Source organism: Pseudomonas sp. LBUM1647 (genome assembly GCF_059716175.1).
This window is the reverse complement of sequence record NZ_CP166809.1, coordinates 5,658,134-5,678,460: the sequence shown is the minus strand read 5'-3', so window position 1 is coordinate 5,678,460 and position 20,327 is coordinate 5,658,134. Positions and strand designations below refer to the sequence as shown.

Sequence of the window (20,327 nt, the reverse complement as noted above, 5' to 3'; positions counted from 1 at the left end):
CACGATGTCCCGTTACAGGCTGGCAATCCGCGCATGCTGCTCGGCCAGCTTGCCCAAAGCCTGTTCGGCTTCAGCCAGTTTGGCGCGTTCCTTCTCGATGACTTCGGCCGGGGCCTTGTCGACGAAACCGGCGTTAGACAGTTTGCCGCCCACGCGCTGAACTTCGCCCTGCAGACGCAGGATTTCCTTGTCCAGACGCGCCAGTTCGGCGTCTTTGTCGATCAGGCCGGCCATCGGCACCAGCACTTCCATCTCGCCAACCAGTGCGGTGGCGGACAGCGGTGCTTCTTCGCCAGCAGCCAACACGGTGATCGATTCGAAACGAGCGAGCTTCTTCAGCAGGGCTTCGTTCTCGGTGAGACGACGCTGATCTTCGGCGCTGACGTTTTTCAGGAACAGGTTCAACGGCTTGCCTGGACCGATGTTCATTTCGCCACGGATGTTGCGCGTGCCGAGCATCAGGCCTTTGAGCCATTCGATATCGTTTTCGGCAGCCGGATCGATGCGCTCTTCATTGGCCACTGGCCACGGTTGGAGCATGATCGTCTTGCCTTCGATACCGGCCAGTGGCGCGATGCGCTGCCAGATTTCTTCGGTGATGAACGGCATGAACGGATGCGCCAGACGCAGCGCGACTTCCAATACCCGAACCAGCGTGCGGCGGGTACCACGCTGACGTTCGACCGGCGCGTTTTCGTCCCACAGCACTGGCTTGGAGAGTTCCAGGTACCAGTCGCAATACTGGTTCCAGATGAACTCGTACAAGGCTTGTGCGGCCAGGTCGAAGCGGAACTGATCGAGTTGACGGGTCACTTCGGCTTCGGTGCGTTGCAGCTGCGAAATGATCCAGCGATCCGCCAGCGACAGCTCGTAAGCTTCGCCGTTCTGACCGCAGTCTTCGCCCTTGTCCAGCACGTAGCGCGCGGCGTTCCAGATCTTGTTGCAGAAGTTGCGATAGCCCTCGACACGGCCCATGTCGAACTTGATGTCGCGACCGGTGGACGCCAGCGAGCAGAAGGTGAAGCGCAGGGCGTCGGTGCCGTAGCTGGCGATGCCGTCGGCGAACTCGTCGCGGGTCTGCTTCTCGATCTTCTTCGCCAGTTTCGGCTGCATCATGCCGGAGGTGCGTTTCTGCACCAGGTCTTCGAGCTCGATGCCGTCGATGATGTCCAGCGGGTCCAGGACGTTGCCCTTGGACTTGGACATCTTCTGGCCCTGGCCATCACGCACCAGGCCGTGAACGTAAACGGTCTTGAACGGAACCTGCGGCGTGCCATCTTCGTTTTTCACCAAGTGCATGGTGAGCATGATCATCCGGGCAACCCAGAAGAAAATGATGTCGAAGCCAGTCACCAGCACGTCGGTGGAGTGGAATTTCTTCAGGAACTCGGTCTGCTCAGGCCAGCCGAGCGTGGAGAAGGTCCACAGACCAGAACTGAACCAGGTGTCGAGAACGTCGTTGTCCTGTTGCAGCGCAACGTCCGGGCCGAGGTTGTGCTTGGCACGTACTTCGGCTTCATCGCGACCGACGTAGACCTTGCCCGACTCGTCGTACCAGGCCGGAATCCGGTGGCCCCACCACAGCTGACGGCTGATGCACCAGTCCTGGATGTCGCGCATCCACGAGAAGTACATGTTTTCGTACTGTTTCGGCACGAACGCGATACGGCCATCTTCAACAGCAGCGATGGCAGGCTCAGCCAATGGCTTGGTCGACACATACCACTGGTCGGTCAGCCACGGCTCGATGATGGTCCCGGAACGGTCACCTTTCGGCACTTTCAGCGCGTGATCGTTGACGCTGACCAACAGGCCGGCAGCATCGAATGCAGCAACGATTTGCTTACGTGCTTCGAAGCGGTCCAGACCGGCGTATTCGGCCGGGATCTTGCCGTCGATGCTTTCGTTGAGCGTGCCGTCGAGGTTGAACACCTGGCAGGCCGGCAGTACGGCGGCGTTCTTGTCGAAGATGTTCAGCAGCGGCAGGTTGTGGCGCTTGCCGACTTCGTAGTCGTTGAAATCGTGGGCCGGGGTGATTTTCACGCAGCCGGTGCCGAATTCAGGGTCGCAGTAATCGTCGGCGATGATCGGAATGCGGCGGCCGACCAGCGGCAGCTCGACAAATTTGCCGATCAGGGCTTTGTAGCGTTCGTCGTTCGGGTTAACCGCGACGGCGGCGTCGCCGAGCATGGTTTCCGGGCGAGTGGTCGCGACGATCAGGTAATCCTGGCCTTCAGCGGTTTTCACGCCGTCGGCCAGCGGGTACTTCAGGTTCCACAGGAAACCTTTCTCGTCGTGGTTTTCCACTTCGAGGTCGGAAATCGCCGTGTGCAACTTGGTGTCCCAGTTGACCAGGCGCTTGCCGCGGTAGATCAGGCCGTCTTCGTGCAGGCGCACAAAGGCTTCTTTCACGGCTTCCGAGAGGCCGTCGTCCATGGTGAAACGCTCGCGGCCCCAGTCCACGGACGAGCCGAGACGGCGGATCTGACGGCTGATGTTGCCGCCGGACTGATCCTTCCATTCCCAGACTTTCTCGAGGAATTTCTCACGGCCCAGATCGTGACGATTCTGGCCCTGGGCTTCGAGTTGACGCTCCACCAGCATTTGCGTGGCGATACCGGCGTGGTCGGTACCCGGCTGCCACAGGGTGTTACGACCCTGCATGCGGCGGAAACGGATCAGGGCGTCCATGATCGCGTTGTTGAAGCCGTGACCCATGTGCAGGCTGCCGGTGACGTTCGGCGGCGGGATCATGATGGTGTAGGACTCGCCCGCGCCTTGCGGGGCGAAGTAATTCTCTGACTCCCAGGTGTTGTACCAGGAAGTTTCAATGGCGTGCGGCTGGTAGGTCTTATCCATGCGCGGCGGGACCCTATTGGCATTTATTCAGGAAAAGCCGGCAAGTATAGCGGGGCATGGGGCGCAGGGCGAGCAGGGGTAGACCGGGCGCAGGCCAAATGTAGGAACAAGCTTTTGTGGCGAGGGGATTTATCCCCGTTGGGCTGCGAAGCGGCCCCAGCATTCAACTCGCAATACGCATCTGCAGGGTTGACGACTGCTGCGCAGCCGAACGGGGATAAATCCCCTCGCCACAGGAGATCATCGCTCGTTCAGTCGTTGTACTGACTCAATAACCGTTCCATCCGCGCGCTGAGGCGGCGTTTGATTTCGGTTTCGATGTGCGGGGCGAAGTCGTCGATCACGTCTTGCATGATCAATTGCGCGGCGGCGCGCAGTTCGCCATCCAGGTGCAACAGGTCGTCGGGGCCCTTGCTGGCGGCGGGCGCCGGTTGGGCAGCAGGGGCAGGTGGCGCCGGTTCGAGGGTTGGCGGGCTGGCGCCGACCGTATCGAACAGCATCGGAATCTGTTCCTGATCACCTTCCTCGACCGTGTCGGTGAGCAAGGGCGGTTGCAGGTTGTCATCGCCGAGCAATTGACGGATCGACTCAAGGTCGTCCAGCAGGTGCGCGGACTTTTGCAGCGGTTTTGGAGTGTCCATCGGAATGCTCAGAGTCGCTGTAAACGGTGATCTTGCAGAGGATAGCCCTGTTCGCGGTAGAAACGGAAACTCTCCCGCGCAGCCGTACGAATCGTCGGATCTTCCACCACCACTTCCGCCACGCGGGCGAACTTGTTGGCGAATGCCGGGACTTTCAGGGCGAGATTGACCAACAGGTCCTGATGCGGACCGCAGTCATCGCCAAAGCCCAACACAATCAAACCGTCCGGCTCATGTTCAGCGGGGCCGTGGGGCACGAAGCTTTCGCCTTTGAAGGCCCACAAACGCGCATCGAGGTCGTCACGTTGGGCAGCATCGCTGCAATGCAGATAGATGCGGTGGCCCATGCGCCAGGCTTTTTCGGTGAGCTTGCAGGCAAAGTCCAGCCGCGCTGAAGGATCGGCGCTGGGCAGGATATAGAAGTCGACTTTGGTCATTGCGGTTCCTGAGCCAAGGGCGGCGTCACCCGAAAGTGACGCCCCCTTGGGTCATCGGTTTCAGGCTTTGGCGCGGTCCAGCAGGTATTGGGTCAGCAATGGAACCGGACGGCCAGTGGCGCCCTTGTCCTTGCCGCCGCTGGTCCAGGCCGTGCCGGCGATGTCCAGGTGCGCCCAGTTGAGGTTCTTGGTGAAGCGCGACAGGAAGCAGGCAGCGGTGATGGTGCCGGCTTTCGGGCCGCCAATGTTGGCGATGTCGGCGAACGGGCTGTCCAGCTGTTCCTGGTACTCATCGAACAGCGGCAGTTGCCAGGCGCGATCGTCAGCCGATTGGCCGGCGCTCAGCAGTTGGCCGATCAGCTCGTCGTTGTTGCCCAGCAGGCCCGATGTGTGGGAACCCAGCGCAACGACGCAAGCGCCGGTCAGGGTGGCGATGTCGATCACTGCCTGCGGCTTGAAGCGCTCGGAGTAGGTCAGGGCGTCGCACAGCACCAGACGGCCTTCGGCGTCGGTGTTGAGGATTTCCACGGTCTGGCCACTCATGGTGGTGACGATGTCGCCAGGACGCGAAGCATTGCCGCTCGGCATGTTCTCGGCGCAGGCAAGGATGCACACCAGGTTGATCGGCAGTTTCAGCTCGAGCACGGCCCGCAGAGTGCCGAACACGCTGGCTGCGCCGCCCATGTCGTACTTCATTTCATCCATGCCGGCGCCCGGTTTCAGGCTGATGCCGCCAGTGTCAAAGGTGATGCCTTTGCCGACCAGTGCATACGGTTTCTCGGATTTCTTGCCGCCGTTGTATTGCATGACGATCAGGCGCGGTGGCTGGGCGCTGCCCTGGCCCACGGCGTAGAACGAGCCCATGCCCAGGTCCTTGATCTTCTTCTCATCGAGGACTTCGACTTTCAGGCTTTTGAATTCTTTGCCCAGGTTCTTCGCTTGCTCACCGAGGAACGTCGGGTGGCAGATGTTCGGCGGCAGGTTGCCCAGGTCGCGGGTGAACGCCATGCCGTTGGCGATAGCGGTGGCGTGGGCCACGGCGCGCTCGACTTCAGCCTGTGCAGCCTTGATGGTCACCAGGGTGACTTTCTTCAGGGGGCGAGGCTCGGCTTTCTGGCTTTTGAACTGGTCGAACGTGTATTCGCCGTCCACCAGGGTTTCGGCCAGCAGGCGGGTCTTGCCGTAGCTGTCGCGGCCTTTTACCGCGACTTCGTCCAGGGCCAGCACCGCATCGCTGCCGCCTAGGCCTTTAAGGGTGTTGAGGATGCCGGCAATGATTTTACGGAAAGGGCGGTCGCCCAGCTCTTCGTCTTTGCCTACGCCCACCAGCAGCACGCGTTCGGCTTTGAGGTTTGGCAGGCTGTGCAGCAACAGACTCTGACCGACTTTACCAGCCAGGTCGCCGCGCTTGAGCACAGCGCTGATGGCGCCACCGCTCAGTTCGTCGAGTTGTTTGGCGACGGCACCGAGCTTGCGGCCTTCGCCGACGGCGACCACCAGAGTGGCGGTTTTCAACGTTTCTGGGCTAACGCTTTTTACAACCAGTTCCATGTCCGGGTCCCTGAATTAATGGTCAACACGCAAGAGCTCGACGGCATGCATTCGAGCTTGCTTATAAATAGAAAGACGCAGGTCACGGCCCGCGACAAAGGCCGCAGTTTGAACCTCGTGCCCCGAGCCTGACAACCCTCGGTCGTACGATCTTCAGCGCTTTACCCGCCTGCTTGAGCATGCGCAGTGACAGGCGCACCCAATCACAGGATAATGCGCCAACTTTTTCGGCGGCTCTGCCCTGCGGGCCGTCTGATACGTTTGCTTGTTTGGCCGCCTTAGCCTGACAACCCTGGAGTGTCTGGTTTGATCGTCTTCCGTTACCTATCCCGCGAAGTCCTGTTGACCTTGAGCGCCGTCAGCGCTGTGCTGCTGGTCATCATCATGAGCGGTCGCTTCATTAAATACCTCGCCCAGGCGGCCTCTGGCCTCCTGGATCCGGGCTCGCTATTCCTGATCATGGGTTTCCGTCTGCCGGGCTTCCTGCAGTTGATTTTACCTTTGGGCCTGTTTCTCGGGATCCTGCTGGCTTACGGTCGCCTGTACCTCGAAAGCGAAATGACCGTGCTGTCGGCCACCGGCATGAGCCAGCAACGCCTGTTTACCATGACCCTTTTTCCAGCCACCCTGGTCGCACTGGTGGTGGCATGGCTGAGCCTGAGCCTGGCGCCACAAGGTGCCAATCAGTTCCAGTTGTTGTTGAACAAGCAGGATGCCCTGACCGAGTTCGACACGCTGGAGCCGGGTCGCTTCCAGGCGCTGCGTGACGGGACGCGGGTGACCTACACCGAAACGCTGTCGGATGACCGCATCAACCTCGGCGGCGTATTCATTTCTCAGAAGAACGTCTCGTCCGATAAGAAGGATCGCGGGATTTCCGTGCTGGTGGCCGAGAAGGGCCGTCAGGAAATTCGCCCCGACGGTAACCGTTACCTGATTCTCGACAACGGCTATCGCTATGACGGCAATCCGGGGCAGGCCGACTACCGGGCGATCAAGTACGAGGAGTACGGCGTATTGCTGCCCAAGCCGGACGTCAGCGACGAAGTGACCGACCGTGACGCGATGACCACCAGTTCCCTGATCGGTAGCGATGACATTCGCTCCCGCACCGAACTGCAATGGCGTCTATCCCTGCCGTTGCTGGTCTTCATCGTGACCCTGATGGCGGTGCCGTTGTCGCGGGTCAATCCGCGCCAGGGCCGTTTCCTCAAGCTGTTGCCGGCGATTCTTCTATATATGGCTTACCTGTCCATCCTGATTGCCGCCCGCGGCGCCCTTGAAAAGGGCAAAATCCCGCCAGCTCTGGGGTTGTGGTGGGTGCATGCAATCTTCCTGGCCATCGGCCTGGGCTTGCTCTATTGGGAACCCTTGCAGTTGAAGCTGGCGAGTCGCCGCAGCGCGCTGGAGGTGGCTCGTGGATAAGCTCGATCGCTACATTGGTAGCAGCGTGTTCGTGGCGATTCTGGCGGTACTGGGGATCATTCTCGGTATGGCGACGCTGTTCGCTTTCATCGATGAAATGAGTGAGGTCAGCGATACCTACACCCTGGTCGACGTGTTGAGTTATGTCCTGCTGACCGCGCCGCGTCGTCTTTACGACATGTTGCCGATGGCTGCACTGATCGGTTGCCTGATCGGCCTCGGCAGTCTCGCCAGTCACAGCGAGCTGACCATCATGCGCGCTGCGGGCGTGTCGATCGGGCGCATCGTCTGGGCGGTCATGAAGCCAATGCTGGTCCTGATGGTGGTGGGTGTGCTGATCGGCGAATACGTTGCGCCGGCCACCGAAGTCACCGCTCAGGCCAATCGCTCCCTGGCTCAGGGCGGCGGCGACGCGCAGAGCGCCAAGCATGGTTTGTGGCACCGCCAGGGTGATGAGTTTATTCACGTCAACTCGGTGCAACCCAACGGTCTGCTGTACGGCGTCACCCGTTATCGTTTCGACAGTGAGCGTCATATGCTGTCTTCCAGCTTCGCCAAGCGGGCGAAGTTCGATCAGGATCACTGGCAATTGAGCGACGTCACCACCACGCTGTTCCATGAAAAGAGCACTGAAGTGGTCACTACCCCGGTCGAGCGCTGGAATGTCGCCTTGAGTCCGCAGCTGTTGAGTACCGTGGTCATGTCGCCTGACACGCTGTCGATCAGTGGTCTGTGGGGGTATATCCACTACCTGGCTGACCAGGGCTTGAGCAATGGTCGTTACTGGCTGGCATTTTGGGTCAAGGTGTTGCAACCGCTGGTCACCGCCGCGCTGGTGCTGATGGCGATTTCCTTCATCTTCGGTCCGTTGCGTTCGGTGACCCTCGGTCAGCGGGTGTTCACTGGCGTGCTGGTGGGCTTCACCTTCCGCATCGTTCAGGATTTGCTCGGTCCCTCGAGCCTGGTGTTCGGTTTCTCGCCACTGTTTGCGGTGCTTGTTCCGGCGGGTGTTTGTGCCTTGGCCGGGGTCTGGTTGTTGCGCCGGGCCGGTTGATCAAGGGTTTCTTTTGACCTTGATGGTCACTCAAAACGCCCCTGTCGCAAGACCGGGGCGTTTTTGTAGGCGCCGTCTGACCTGCGAACGTGACGCTTGCGCCGTGGATCAGGTACAATTCCCGGCTATTTTTCGGCGGGCTATGCCTGCAGCCTTTTTGAGTGTTGATCCGTGAGTGATTTGAGTCATATCCGCAATTTCTCCATCATCGCCCACATTGACCATGGCAAGTCGACGCTGGCCGATCGCTTCATCCAGATGTGTGGCGGCCTTGCCGAGCGCGAAATGGAAGCCCAGGTTCTGGACTCCATGGACCTGGAACGTGAACGCGGGATCACCATCAAGGCCCACAGCGTCACCCTGTATTACACCGCTCGCGATGGCATCAAGTACCAGCTGAACTTCATTGACACCCCGGGCCACGTCGACTTCACCTATGAAGTCAGCCGGTCGCTGGCGGCCTGTGAAGGCGCGTTGCTGGTGGTCGATGCCGGTCAGGGCGTTGAAGCGCAGTCGGTAGCCAACTGCTACACCGCGATTGAGCAGGGCCTGGAAGTAATGCCGGTCCTGAACAAGATCGACCTGCCTCAGGCCGATCCGGACCGCGTGAAAGAAGAAATCGAAAAAATCATCGGCATCGATGCCACCGACGCGGTCGAGTGCAGTGCCAAGACTGGTCTGGGCGTCGACGAAGTGCTGGAGCGTCTGGTCAAGACCATTCCTGCACCGACCGGCAACTATGAAGATCCGCTGCAAGCGTTGATCATCGACTCCTGGTTCGACAACTACCTGGGCGTTGTTTCCCTGGTTCGCGTGCGCCACGGTCGTGTGAAGAAGGGCGACAAGATCCTGGTCAAGTCCACCGGCAAGATCCACCTGGTGGACAGCGTCGGTGTCTTCAACCCGAAACACACCGCCACCGTTGACCTGAAGGCCGGCGAAGTGGGCTTCATCATCGCCGGCATCAAGGACATTCACGGTGCACCGGTCGGTGACACCCTGACCTTGAGCTCCACGCCGGACGTCGACGTGCTGCCAGGCTTCAAACGCATTCAGCCGCAGGTATACGCCGGCCTGTTCCCGGTCAGCTCCGACGACTTCGAGGATTTCCGTGAAGCCCTGCAAAAGCTCACGCTCAACGACTCGTCCCTGCAGTACACCCCGGAAAGCTCCGATGCCTTGGGCTTCGGCTTCCGTTGCGGGTTCCTCGGCATGCTGCACATGGAAATCATCCAGGAGCGCCTGGAGCGCGAGTACGACCTGGACCTGATCACCACGGCACCGACGGTAATTTTCGAGCTGCTGCTGAAAACCGGTGAAACGATTTACGTCGACAACCCGTCGAAGCTGCCGGACCTGTCCTCGATCGAAGACATGCGCGAGCCGATCGTGCGGGCCAATATTCTTGTGCCGCAAGAGCACCTGGGCAACGTCATTACCCTGTGCATCGAGAAGCGTGGCGTACAGCACGACATGCTGTTCCTCGGTACCCAGGTTCAAGTGACCTACGATTTGCCGATGAACGAAGTGGTCCTGGACTTCTTCGACCGTCTGAAATCCACCAGCCGTGGCTATGCTTCGCTGGATTACCATTTCGATCGTTATCAATCGGCTAATCTGGTGAAACTGGATGTGCTGATCAACGGTGACAAGGTCGACGCCCTGGCGTTGATCGTGCACAAGGATAACGCGCACTACAAAGGTCGCCAGCTGACCGAGAAGATGAAAGAACTGATTCCACGTCAGATGTTCGACGTCGCGATCCAGGCCGCCATTGGCGGGCAGATCATTGCGCGGACCTCTGTCAAGGCGCTCAGAAAGAACGTATTGGCCAAATGCTACGGCGGTGACGTTAGCCGTAAGAAAAAACTGCTGGAAAAGCAAAAGGCCGGTAAGAAACGCATGAAGCAAGTCGGTAACGTGGAAATTCCACAAGAAGCCTTCCTTGCAGTGCTCAGGTTGGATAGTTAGGTCCTATGTCACTAAATTTCCCGCTGTTGCTGGTCATCGCCGTGTTCGTCTGCGGCCTGTTGGCGTTGCTCGATCTGGTTTTCCTGGCGCCGCGTCGGCGTGCCGCCATTACCTCCTATCAGGGCAGCGTCAGCCAGCCTGACGGGGTGGTGGTCGAGAAACTGAACAAAGAGCCGCTGCTGGTCGAATACGGCAAGTCGTTCTTCCCGGTGTTGTTCATCGTGCTGGTCCTGCGTTCGTTCCTGGTGGAACCGTTCCAGATTCCTTCCGGCTCGATGAAACCGACCCTGGACGTTGGCGACTTCATTCTGGTGAACAAGTTTTCTTACGGGATCCGCTTGCCGGTGATCGACAAGAAAGTCATCGAAGTCGGTGATCCACAGCGCGGCGATGTGATGGTGTTCCGCTACCCGAGTGATCCGAACGTCAACTACATTAAACGTGTGGTGGGCCTGCCGGGTGACCAGATTCGTTACACCGCCGACAAGCGTCTGTTCGTCAACGGTGAGTCGATTGCCGAACAACTGGTCGGCTCCGAGCCGGGCACGTTGGGCAGCGCTGAGCTCTACAAGGAAAAACTCGGCGTCGCCGAGCACCTGATCCGCAAGGAAATGAGCCGTTACCGCGCAACGCCGGACCATTCGTGGACCGTGCCTGCCGGGCACTACTTCATGATGGGCGACAACCGCGACAACTCGAACGACAGTCGCTTTTGGGATGATCCGAGTATTCCCAAGGATCTGCTGGGCATGGTTCCCGACAAGAATATCGTCGGCAAGGCCTTCGCAGTCTGGATGAGCTGGCCGGAACCTAAACTCAGTCACCTGCCGAATTTCTCGCGGGTTGGCCTGATCAAGTAATCACACACGGCGCTGTTGAACACAGCGCCGAATGCATTTCTGGAGTCGGCATAATCGGCGACAGAAGCATGAAAACAACGATATTCAGGACGTTATTTTTGAACACAGCGTTAATTGTCCCAAGCCTGCGCCGCATCACGGCGATGGCGGTGGAATCCAACCACGAACTCAGCGTGGGTAAACCGTGAGCGTCTCCTTAAGCCGTCTCGAGCGTCAGCTCGGCTACACCTTCAAGGATCAGGAACTGATGGTCCTGGCCCTGACTCACCGCAGCTTTGCCGGGCGTAACAATGAACGCCTGGAATTCCTCGGTGATGCCATCCTTAACTTTGTCGCTGGCGAGGCGCTGTTCGATCGTTTCCCGCTGGCCCGCGAAGGTCAGTTGTCGCGCTTGCGCGCACGCCTGGTGAAAGGCGAGACCCTGGCCGTACTGGCTCGCGGTTTCGATCTGGGCGAATACCTGCGTTTGGGTTCCGGTGAATTGAAAAGCGGCGGGTTCCGTCGCGAATCGATTCTGGCCGATGCCCTTGAAGCGCTGATTGGTGCGATCTACCTGGATGCCGGCATGGACATGGCACGCGAGCGCGTGTTGGCCTGGCTGGCCGGGGAGTTCGAAGGCCTGACACTGGTCGACACCAACAAAGATCCAAAAACCCGTCTGCAAGAGTTCCTGCAGTCGCGGGGTTGTGAACTGCCGCGTTACGAAGTGGTGGATATCCAGGGTGAGCCGCATTGCCGGACGTTCTTCGTCGAATGTGAAATCACCTTACTGAATGAAAAAAGCCGAGGTCAGGGTGTGAGCCGTCGTATTGCCGAACAGGTAGCGGCCGCTGCAGCACTGATTGCCCTGGGCGTGGAGAATGGCCATGACTGATTCAACTGCAACTCGCTGTGGCTATGTCGCCATCGTCGGCCGTCCCAACGTGGGCAAGTCCACGCTGCTGAACCACATCCTCGGTCAGAAGCTGGCGATCACCTCGCGCAAGCCTCAGACCACTCGCCACAACATGCTCGGCATCAAGACCGAAGGCGCCGTGCAGGCGATCTACGTCGACACCCCCGGCATGCACAAAGGTGGCGAGAAAGCCCTGAACCGCTACATGAACAAGACCGCTTCGGCGGCGTTGAAAGACGTCGACGTGGTGATCTTCGTGGTTGACCGCACCAAGTGGACCGACGAAGACCAGATGGTCCTCGAGCGCGTTCAATACGTGACTGGCCCGCTGATCGTGGCGCTGAACAAGACTGACCGCATCGAAGACAAAGCCGAGCTGATGCCGCACCTGACCTGGTTGCAGGAACAGTTGCCGAACGCGCAGATCATGCCGATCTCGGCCCAGCACGGGCATAACCTCGAAACGCTGGAGCGCGTGATTGCCGGTTACCTGCCGGAAAACGATCACTTCTTCCCGGAAGACCAGATCACCGACCGCAGCAGCCGCTTCCTCGCCGCTGAACTGGTGCGCGAGAAAATCATGCGCCAGATGGGCGCCGAGCTGCCGTACCAGATCACCGTCGAAATCGAAGAGTTCAAGCAGCAGGGCAAAACCCTGCACATCCATGCCTTGATCCTCGTTGAGCGCGACGGCCAGAAGAAAATCATCATTGGCGACAAGGGCGAGCGGATCAAACGCATCGGCACCGAGGCGCGCAAGGACATGGAGTTGCTGTTCGACTCCAAGATCATGCTCAACCTCTGGGTCAAGGTGAAAGGCGGCTGGTCCGACGATGAACGCGCCTTGCGTTCGCTGGGTTACGGCGACCTGTAACAGCTTAAAAGATCAAAAGATCGCAGCCTTCGGCAGCTCCTACATGGGTTATATGTGCACCTGTAGGAGCTGCCGAAGGCTGCGATCTTTTTTGCAATCCCTGATCGGGAAACATAAACACCATGTCCCAAACCCCACCCCCCGGCCAGCCCGCCTTCGTGCTCCACAGCCGCGCCTACCGCGAAAACAGCGCGCTGGTGGATTTCCTTACGCCGCAAGGTCGGCTGCGGGCGGTGTTGCGCAGTGCGCGGGGCAAGGCCGGAACGCTGGCGCGGCCATTCGTGCCGCTGGAAGTCGAGTTTCGTGGGCGTGGTGAATTGAAGAACGTCGGTCGCATGGAAAGCGCTGGCGTCTCCACCTGGCTCAATGGTGAGGCGCTGTTCAGCGGTCTCTACCTCAACGAGTTATTGATCCGTCTGCTGCCCTCCGAAGATCCCCATCCCGCCGTCTTCGATCACTACGCCGCGACCCTGCTTGCGCTGGCCGAAGGTCGTCCGCTGGAACCGTTGTTGCGTTCCTTCGAATGGCGACTGCTTGACGATTTGGGTTACGGCTTCGCTCTGGCTACCGATATCCATGGTGATCCCATCGCGCCGGACGGGCTCTACCGTCTGCAAGTGGATGCAGGGCTCGAACGGGTCTACCTGCTGCAACCCGGTCTGTTCAACGGCACCGAACTGTTGGCGATGGCCGATGCAGATTGGTCTGCGCCCGGCGCGTTATCTGCAGCCAAGCGATTGATGCGCCAGGCACTGGCCGTTCACTTGGGCGGCCGTCCACTGGTTTCCCGAGAGTTGTTTCGAAAGCCGTAAATTCCCCGTGTATGCTGTGCGCCGAACTTTTCCATTTTCAGGAGCGCTTCCGTGACCACCAGCAATCGCATTCTTCTTGGCGTGAACATCGACCACGTAGCCACCCTGCGTCAGGCCCGGGGCACGCGCTATCCGGATCCGGTCAAGGCAGCACTGGACGCGGAAGAGGCGGGTGCTGACGGCATTACCGTGCACCTGCGCGAAGACCGTCGGCACATTCAGGAACGCGACGTGTTGCTGCTCAAGGATGTGCTGCAAACCCGCATGAACTTCGAAATGGGCGTCACCGAAGAGATGATGGCGTTCGCCGAACGCATTCGTCCGGCGCACATTTGCTTGGTGCCGGAAACCCGTCAGGAGCTGACGACCGAGGGTGGTCTGGACGTGGCGGGGCAGGAAGCTCGGATTAAATCGGCGGTGGATCGCCTGGCGAAAATCGGCTGTGAAGTGTCGCTGTTCATTGATGCTGACGAGCGGCAGATCGAAGCGTCCCGTCGTGTCGGCGCGCCTGCCATCGAGCTGCATACCGGTCGTTATGCCGATGCCGAGACACCGACCGATGTGGCTGAAGAGCTCAAGCGTGTGGCGGATGGCGTGGCGTTTGGTCTGGCTCAAGGCCTGATCGTCAATGCCGGTCACGGTCTGCACTATCACAACGTTGAAGTTGTAGCGGCGATCAAAGGCATCAACGAACTGAACATCGGCCACGCGCTGGTGGCTCATGCGTTGTTTGTCGGGTTCAAGTCGGCTGTTTCGGAGATGAAGGCGCTGATTCTGGCTGCTGCGTTGAAAGGCTAAGATCAAAAGATCGCAGGCTTCGCCAGCTCCTACAGGTGTACACATAACCTCGTAGGAGCTGCCGAAGGCTGCGATCTTTTTTTACACAGGCCCCGCGGTGTCAGAGCTGAGGGGTTTCCTGATTCGGCTTGGTCTTGTCGACCCCCGGCACATGCAGGTTGCCCTCGGCGACCTGATTGCCTTCCAACTGCGGCTGTGTCACCCACGTCAGGATGTCGTAGTAGCGGCGGATGTTCGCCACGAAGTGAACCGGTTCGCCGCCACGGGCATAGCCGTAACGGGTTTTGCTGAACCACTTCTTCTCGGACAGGCGCGGCAGGATCTTTTTCACGTCCAGCCACTTGTCCGGGTTCAGTCCTTCCTTGGCCGCCAGTTTGCGCGCGTCATCCAGGTGGCCGCTGCCAACGTTGTAGGCTGCCAGTGCAAACCATGTGCGATCCGGCTCCTGGATCGACTCATCCAGCTGATCTTTCATGTAGGCCAGGTACTTGGCGCCACCCATGATGCTTTGTTTGGGGTCCAGTCGATTGGACACGCCCATGGCCTGCGCGGTGTTCTGGGTCAGCATCATCAGGCCGCGCACGCCGGTTTTCGACGTGACGGCCGCTTGCCATAGCGATTCCTGATAGCCGACCGCGGCGAGCAGGCGCCAATCGACTTTCTCTTTCTTGGCGTACGCCTTGAAGTGCTGTTCGTATTTGGGCAGACGTTGCTGCAAGTGTTGGGCGAAGGTGGTGGCGCCCATGTAACCCAGTACATCGACATGCCCGTAATAGCGGTCTTTCAGGCGTTGCAGGGTGCCGTTTTTCTTCACCTTGTCGAGGTAGTCGTTGATCTCGTTGAGCAAGCTGTTGTCGTCGCCAGCGGCCACTGCCCAGCTCTGGTTGCTGGCGTCCCCGAGGTCGAAGGCTACCCGCACGTTGGGGAAGTAGACCTGGTTCATCGCGACTTCGTTTGAATCGACCAGGGTCAGGTCTATCTGATCTTCATCGACCATCCGCAGCAAGTCGACGACTTCAACGGCGTCGGACTCTTCATATTCAATGCCGGGATACTTCTTTTTCAGCTCCGCCAATTGCTCGGCGTGGGTGCTGCCCTTGAGCACCATGATCTTCTTGCCCACCAGATCCTTCGCGTCGGTCGGCCGCGATTGGCCGTTGCGATAGATGATCTGCGGGGTGACTTCGAGGTAAGAGTGGGAAAACCGCACCTGCTGTTTGCGTTTGTCGCTGCTGACCAGACCGGCAGCAGCGATCACCGGGCCGTTGGGTTTGCCCACCTGATTAAACAGGTCGTCGAGGTTATCGGCGGTTTCGATTTTGAGTTCCACCCCCAGATCGTCGGCGAAGCGCTTCACCAGCTCGTATTCGAAGCCGGTTTCACCGTTGCGATCCTGAAAGTAGGTGGCGGGGCTGTTACGGGTAACCACCCGCAGCACGCCATCCTCCTTTACGCGCTCCAGCGTGTTGGGTTTATCAACACAGCCACTGAGCACCAGGAAGAGTCCGGTTGCGATCAGCCATTTGGCGAACCGCGGACGCAAAGCCGTTGGGGAAAACATCTGCGCAGTATACGCAAAGGACCACGAGCGCCATATCTCGACAGCGAAGGGCTTGTCTGCTAGGCAACTGAAAACCGCGCCGGAGCCCACAGGAATGGGCCCGAGCAGCATTTTGTGACAGAAAAAATAACGCTCGGCGCGCACCTGATTGCTGTCCGAACACCCGGCCCGACGCCCGGGTGCAGCCGCCCGTACCGTTTCGGGTGATGTCGCGGCCTGTTTAGGCTAGAATGCACGGCCTCAAAGCACACCCCTTCCCGAGGCTGTCCCGAAGATGTTGATCCTGCGCGGCGCTCCTGCCCTTTCTGCCTTTCGCCACAGCAAACTCCTTGAGCAACTGAGCCAGAAAGTTCCGGCTGTCAGTGGCTTGTATGCTGAATTCGCTCACTTCGCCGAAGTTACCGGCGTCCTGACCGGCGACGAACAGCAGGTGCTCGCGCGCCTTCTGAAGTACGGCCCAAGTGTTCCGGTACAAGAGCCGACCGGTCGTCTGTTCCTGGTGTTGCCGCGTTTCGGCACCATCTCGCCATGGTCCAGTAAAGCCAGCGACATCGCTCGCAACTGCGGCCTGACGAAAATCCAGCGCCTGGAACGCGGCATCGCGTTCTACGTCGCCGGCCAATTCAGCGACGTCGAAGTGCAACTGATCTCCGATGCGCTGCACGACCGCATGACCCAAATCGTCCTCGGCAACCTTGAACAAGCCGCCGGCCTGTTCAGCCATGCCGAGCCGAAACCGCTGACCGCGATCGACGTGTTGGGTGGCGGCCGCGCCGCGCTGGAAAAAGCCAACACCGAGCTGGGCCTGGCCCTGGCCGAAGACGAAATCGACTACCTGGTCAACGCCTTCGTCGGCCTCAAGCGCAACCCGCACGACATCGAACTGATGATGTTCGCCCAGGCGAACTCCGAGCACTGCCGTCACAAGATTTTCAACGCCAGTTGGGACATCGACGGTCAGAGCCAGGAAAAAAGCCTGTTCGGCATGATCAAGAACACCTACGTGATGCACAGCGAAGGCGTTCTGTCTGCTTATAAGGACAACGCTTCGGTGATCGTCGGCAACGTTGCCGGCCGTTTCTTCCCGGACCCTGAAACCCGCCAGTACGGTGCGGTACAGGAACCGGTGCACATCCTGATGAAAGTCGAGACGCACAACCACCCGACCGCGATTGCCCCGTTCCCGGGTGCAGCCACCGGTAGTGGCGGCGAGATTCGCGACGAAGGCGCAACCGGTCGCGGTGCCAAGCCTAAGGCTGGCCTGACGGGTTTCACCGTGTCCAACCTGCAAATCCCGGGCTTCGAACAGCCGTGGGAAGTGCCGTACGGCAAGCCTGAGCGCATCGTTACCGCGCTGGACATCATGATCGAAGGCCCACTGGGTGGTGCCGCGTTCAACAACGAATTCGGTCGTCCAGCCCTGACCGGTTACTTCCGTACCTTCGAACAGTCGATCACCACCCCGCGTGGCGACGAAGTTCGCGGTTACCACAAGCCGATCATGCTGGCCGGCGGCATGGGTAATATCCGTGCCGAACACGTACAGAAAGCCGAGATCACCGTCGGCTCCAAGCTGATCGTCCTCGGCGGCCCGGCGATGCTGATCGGTCTGGGCGGCGGCGCGGCTTCCTCCATGGCCACCGGCACCAGCTCGGCAGACCTGGACTTCGCTTCGGTACAGCGCGAAAACCCGGAAATGGAACGCCGCTGCCAGGAAGTCATCGACCGTTGCTGGCAGTTGGGTGACAAGAACCCGATCAGCTTCATCCATGACGTAGGTGCGGGCGGTCTGTCCAACGCCTTCCCGGAACTGGTCAACGACGGCAACCGTGGCGGTCGCTTCGAACTGCGCAACATTCCAAACGACGAGCCGGGCATGGCCCCGCACGAAATCTGGAGTAACGAATCCCAGGAACGCTACGTTCTTGCGGTCGGTCCGGCTGACTTCGAACGCTTCCAGGCGATCTGCGAGCGCGAGCGTTGCCCGTTCGCGGTCGTCGGCGAAGCCACCGCCGAGCCGCAACTGACCGTCACCGACAGTCACTTCGGCAACAGCCCGGTGGACATGCCACTGGAAGTGCTGTTGGGCAAAGCCCCGCGCATGCACCGTTCGGCCGTTCGCGAAAACGAACTGGGCGACGATTTCGATCCGTCGACCCTGGAGATCGCAGACTGCGTCGAACGCGTTCTGCATCACCCGGCCGTGGCCAGCAAAAGTTTCCTGATCACCATCGGCGACCGCACCATCACCGGCCTCGTGGCCCGTGATCAGATGGTCGGCCCGTGGCAGGTTCCGGTAGCCGACGTTGCCGTCACCGCCACCAGCTTTGACGTGTACACCGGTGAAGCCATGGCCATGGGCGAGCGTACTCCGCTGGCACTGCTGGACGCTCCGGCATCGGGCCGTATGGCCATCGGCGAAACCCTGACCAACATCGCGGCTTCGCGCATCAACAAAATCTCCGACATCAAACTGTCGGCCAACTGGATGTCCGCTGCCGGTCACCCAGGCGAAGACGCGCGTCTGTACGACACCGTTAAAGCGGTCGGCATGGAGTTGTGCCCAGAGCTGGGCATTACCATTCCGGTGGGCAAGGACTCCATGTCCATGGCCACCCGCTGGAACGACGAAGGCGTCGACAAGACCGTGACGTCGCCGATGTCCCTGATCGTGACCGGTTTCGCGCCTGTGGCTGACATCCGTCAGACCCTGACGCCGGAACTGCGCATGGACAAGGGCACCACCGACCTGATCCTGATCGACCTGGGCCGTGGCCAGAACCGCATGGGCGCCTCGATCCTGGCCCAGGTACACGGCAAGCTCGGTTCGCAAGCGCCGGACGTCGACGATGCCGAAGACCTCAAAGCTTTCTTCGCCGTGATCCAGGGCCTCAACGCCGACGGTCACCTGCTGGCTTACCACGACCGTTCCGACGGTGGTCTGTTGACCAGCACCGTGGAAATGGCCTTCGCCGGCCACTGCGGTCTGAGCCTGAACCTCGACGGTCTGGCAGAAACCTCCGCCGACATCGCCGCAATCCTGTTCAACGAAGAACTGGGCGCCGTGATCCAGGTTCGCCAGGACGCGACCCCGGACATCCTCGCGCAATTCAGCGCTGCCGGCTTGGGCGAGTGCGTGTCGGTGATTGGTCAGCCGATGAACAACGGCCAGATCAACATCACCTTCAACGGCGAAACCGTATTCGAAGGTCAGCGTCGTTTGCTGCAACGTCAGTGGGCTGAAACCAGCTACCAGATCCAGCGTCTGCGTGATAACGCCGACTGCGCCGAACAAGAGTTCGACGTGCTGCTGGAAGAAGACAACCCGGGCCTGAGCGTCAAGCTCAGCTACGACGTCAACCAGGACGTCGCCGCGCCTTATATCAAGAAAGGCATCCGCCCACAGGTTGCCGTGCTGCGTGAGCAGGGCGTCAACGGTCAGGTGGAAATGGCGGCCGCGTTCGACCGCGCCGGTTTCAACGCGATCGACGTGCACATGAGCGACATTCTGGCCGGCCGTGTCGACCTGAACGAGTTCAAAGGTCTGGTCGCTTGCGGCGGTTTTTCCTACGGCGACGTTCTCGGCGCCGGCGAAGGCTGGGCCAAGTCTGCGCTGTTCAACAGCCGTGCTCGCGATGCGTTCCAGGGCTTCTTCGAACGTAACGACAGCTTCACCCTCGGCGTGTGCAACGGTTGCCAGATGATGTCCAACCTGCACGAGCTGATCCCGGGCAGCGAGTTCTGGCCGCACTTTGTGCGTAACCGTTCCGAGCAGTTCGAAGCGCGCGTGGCGATGGTTCAGGTTCAGGAATCGAACTCGATCTTCCTGCAAGGCATGGCCGGTTCGCGTATGCCTATCGCCATTGCTCACGGTGAAGGTCATGCCGAGTTCGCCAGCGAAGAAGCGTTGCTGGAAGCTGATCTGTCGGGTTGCGTGGCGATGCGTTTTGTCGACAACCACGGCAAGGTCACCGAAAACTACCCGGCCAACCCGAACGGTTCGCCGCGCGGGATCACCGGTTTGACCAGCCGCGACGGTCGCGTGACGATCATGATGCCTCACCCGGAGCGTGTGTTCCGCGCGGTGCAGAACTCGTGGCGTTCGGAAGACTGGAACGAAGACGCACCTTGGATGCGTATGTTCCGTAATGCGCGCGTCTGGGTTAACTAAGCGCCGTGTACAAGCTCAGTTTTTTTGTTCCGGCCAGTCATGTGGAACAGGTCAAAAGTGCTGTGTTCGCCGCCGGTGGCGGACGGATCGGCGCATACGACCATTGCGCCTGGCAAGTGCTCGGCCTCGGCCAGTTTCGCCCATTGGACGGCAGTCAGCCGTTTATTGGTGAAGCGGGGCAGGTCGAGCAGGTTGAGGAATGGAAGGTTGAGCTTGTGGTCAGTAACGAGTTGATTCGTTCTGTGGTGATGGCTCTGAAGCAGAGTCATCCCTACGAGACGCCGGCTTATGAGGTATGGCGGTTGGAGGATTTTTGATCTGCCTGCCGCTGAAATGAGAAACCCGCTGAATTTGCCTTCAGCGGGTTTTTTGTTGCCTGAACAATCAATGAATGCACACCCCCCTTGTAGGAGCTGTC

At 59.8% G+C, this 20,327-nt stretch carries 15 protein-coding genes; 10 read left to right on the top strand and 5 right to left on the bottom strand.

Annotated elements, in window-relative coordinates:
* Nucleotides 1-12: 12 nt before the first annotated feature.
* The 4 genes from ACA059_RS26170 to ACA059_RS26155 all read right to left on the bottom strand — a co-directional run bounded on the left by ACA059_RS26170 (nucleotide 13) and on the right by ACA059_RS26155 (nucleotide 5,488).
* Nucleotides 13-2,859, bottom strand: coding sequence for a valine--tRNA ligase (locus ACA059_RS26170; RefSeq protein WP_497631517.1), 2,847 nt, complete (start codon nucleotides 2,857-2,859; stop codon nucleotides 13-15).
* A 251-nt stretch (nucleotides 2,860-3,110) separates the two neighbouring features.
* Entirely contained in the window at nucleotides 3,111-3,500 is a 390-nt protein-coding gene (locus tag ACA059_RS26165; RefSeq protein ID WP_497631516.1) for a DNA polymerase III subunit chi, read from the bottom strand.
* 8 nt (nucleotides 3,501-3,508) lie between these two features.
* Complete coding sequence (locus ACA059_RS26160) at nucleotides 3,509-3,937, bottom strand: DNA polymerase III subunit chi (protein ID WP_497631515.1); 429 nt, start codon at nucleotides 3,935-3,937, stop codon at nucleotides 3,509-3,511.
* Nucleotides 3,938-3,997: 60 nt separating this feature from the next.
* Nucleotides 3,998-5,488 carry a leucyl aminopeptidase gene (locus ACA059_RS26155; protein ID WP_497631514.1) on the bottom strand — a complete coding sequence of 497 codons (1,491 nt, stop codon included), beginning with the start codon at nucleotides 5,486-5,488 and terminating at the stop codon, nucleotides 3,998-4,000.
* 306 nt (nucleotides 5,489-5,794) lie between these two features.
* On the opposite strand from ACA059_RS26155, the gene lptF reads away from it, so the two are divergent.
* The 8 genes from lptF to pdxJ all read left to right on the top strand — a co-directional run bounded on the left by lptF (nucleotide 5,795) and on the right by pdxJ (nucleotide 14,177).
* The gene (gene lptF, locus ACA059_RS26150; RefSeq protein ID WP_497631513.1) at nucleotides 5,795-6,913 is read left to right on the top strand and encodes an LPS export ABC transporter permease LptF; all 1,119 of its coding nucleotides are present in this window, start codon (nucleotides 5,795-5,797) and stop codon (nucleotides 6,911-6,913) included.
* Nucleotides 6,906-7,967 (top strand): LPS export ABC transporter permease LptG, encoded by a 1,062-nt coding sequence (lptG, locus tag ACA059_RS26145; protein ID WP_497631512.1) that lies wholly within the window; start codon nucleotides 6,906-6,908, stop codon nucleotides 7,965-7,967. Before lptF ends, lptG begins: the two co-directional genes overlap by 8 nt.
* A gap of 171 nt (nucleotides 7,968-8,138) precedes the next feature.
* Nucleotides 8,139-9,938, top strand: coding sequence for a translation elongation factor 4 (gene lepA, locus ACA059_RS26140; protein WP_008151572.1), 1,800 nt, complete (start codon nucleotides 8,139-8,141; stop codon nucleotides 9,936-9,938).
* A gap of 5 nt (nucleotides 9,939-9,943) precedes the next feature.
* Nucleotides 9,944-10,798, top strand: a complete 855-nt coding sequence (gene lepB, locus ACA059_RS26135) for a signal peptidase I (protein WP_497631511.1) — start codon at nucleotides 9,944-9,946, stop codon at nucleotides 10,796-10,798.
* 184 nt (nucleotides 10,799-10,982) lie between these two features.
* On the top strand, nucleotides 10,983-11,672 hold the full coding sequence (rnc, locus tag ACA059_RS26130) for a ribonuclease III (protein ID WP_033053426.1): 690 nt from the start codon (nucleotides 10,983-10,985) through the stop codon (nucleotides 11,670-11,672).
* Nucleotides 11,665-12,567, top strand: a complete 903-nt coding sequence (gene era, locus ACA059_RS26125) for a GTPase Era (RefSeq protein WP_008151577.1) — start codon at nucleotides 11,665-11,667, stop codon at nucleotides 12,565-12,567. The genes rnc and era overlap by 8 nt, the downstream gene beginning before the upstream one ends.
* 122 nt (nucleotides 12,568-12,689) lie before the next feature.
* Nucleotides 12,690-13,379: a DNA repair protein RecO gene (gene recO, locus ACA059_RS26120; protein WP_497631510.1), complete on the top strand. Its 690-nt coding sequence runs from the start codon at nucleotides 12,690-12,692 to the stop codon at nucleotides 13,377-13,379.
* 51 nt (nucleotides 13,380-13,430) lie between these two features.
* Nucleotides 13,431-14,177: a pyridoxine 5'-phosphate synthase gene (pdxJ, locus tag ACA059_RS26115; RefSeq protein WP_497631509.1), complete on the top strand. Its 747-nt coding sequence runs from the start codon at nucleotides 13,431-13,433 to the stop codon at nucleotides 14,175-14,177.
* 100 nt (nucleotides 14,178-14,277) lie between these two features.
* Here the strand turns inward: pdxJ and mltF are convergent, their stop codons facing one another.
* Nucleotides 14,278-15,738: a membrane-bound lytic murein transglycosylase MltF gene (gene mltF / locus ACA059_RS26110; protein WP_497631508.1), complete on the bottom strand. Its 1,461-nt coding sequence runs from the start codon at nucleotides 15,736-15,738 to the stop codon at nucleotides 14,278-14,280.
* A gap of 274 nt (nucleotides 15,739-16,012) precedes the next feature.
* Between mltF and purL the strand changes: the two genes are divergently transcribed.
* Together purL and ACA059_RS26100 are read left to right on the top strand one after the other, a co-directional pair.
* Nucleotides 16,013-19,909, top strand: a complete 3,897-nt coding sequence (purL, locus tag ACA059_RS26105; RefSeq protein ID WP_497631507.1) for a phosphoribosylformylglycinamidine synthase — start codon at nucleotides 16,013-16,015, stop codon at nucleotides 19,907-19,909.
* A gap of 5 nt (nucleotides 19,910-19,914) precedes the next feature.
* On the top strand, nucleotides 19,915-20,226 hold the full coding sequence (locus ACA059_RS26100) for a YqfO family protein (RefSeq protein ID WP_140677771.1): 312 nt from the start codon (nucleotides 19,915-19,917) through the stop codon (nucleotides 20,224-20,226).
* Nucleotides 20,227-20,327 lie beyond the last annotated feature (101 nt).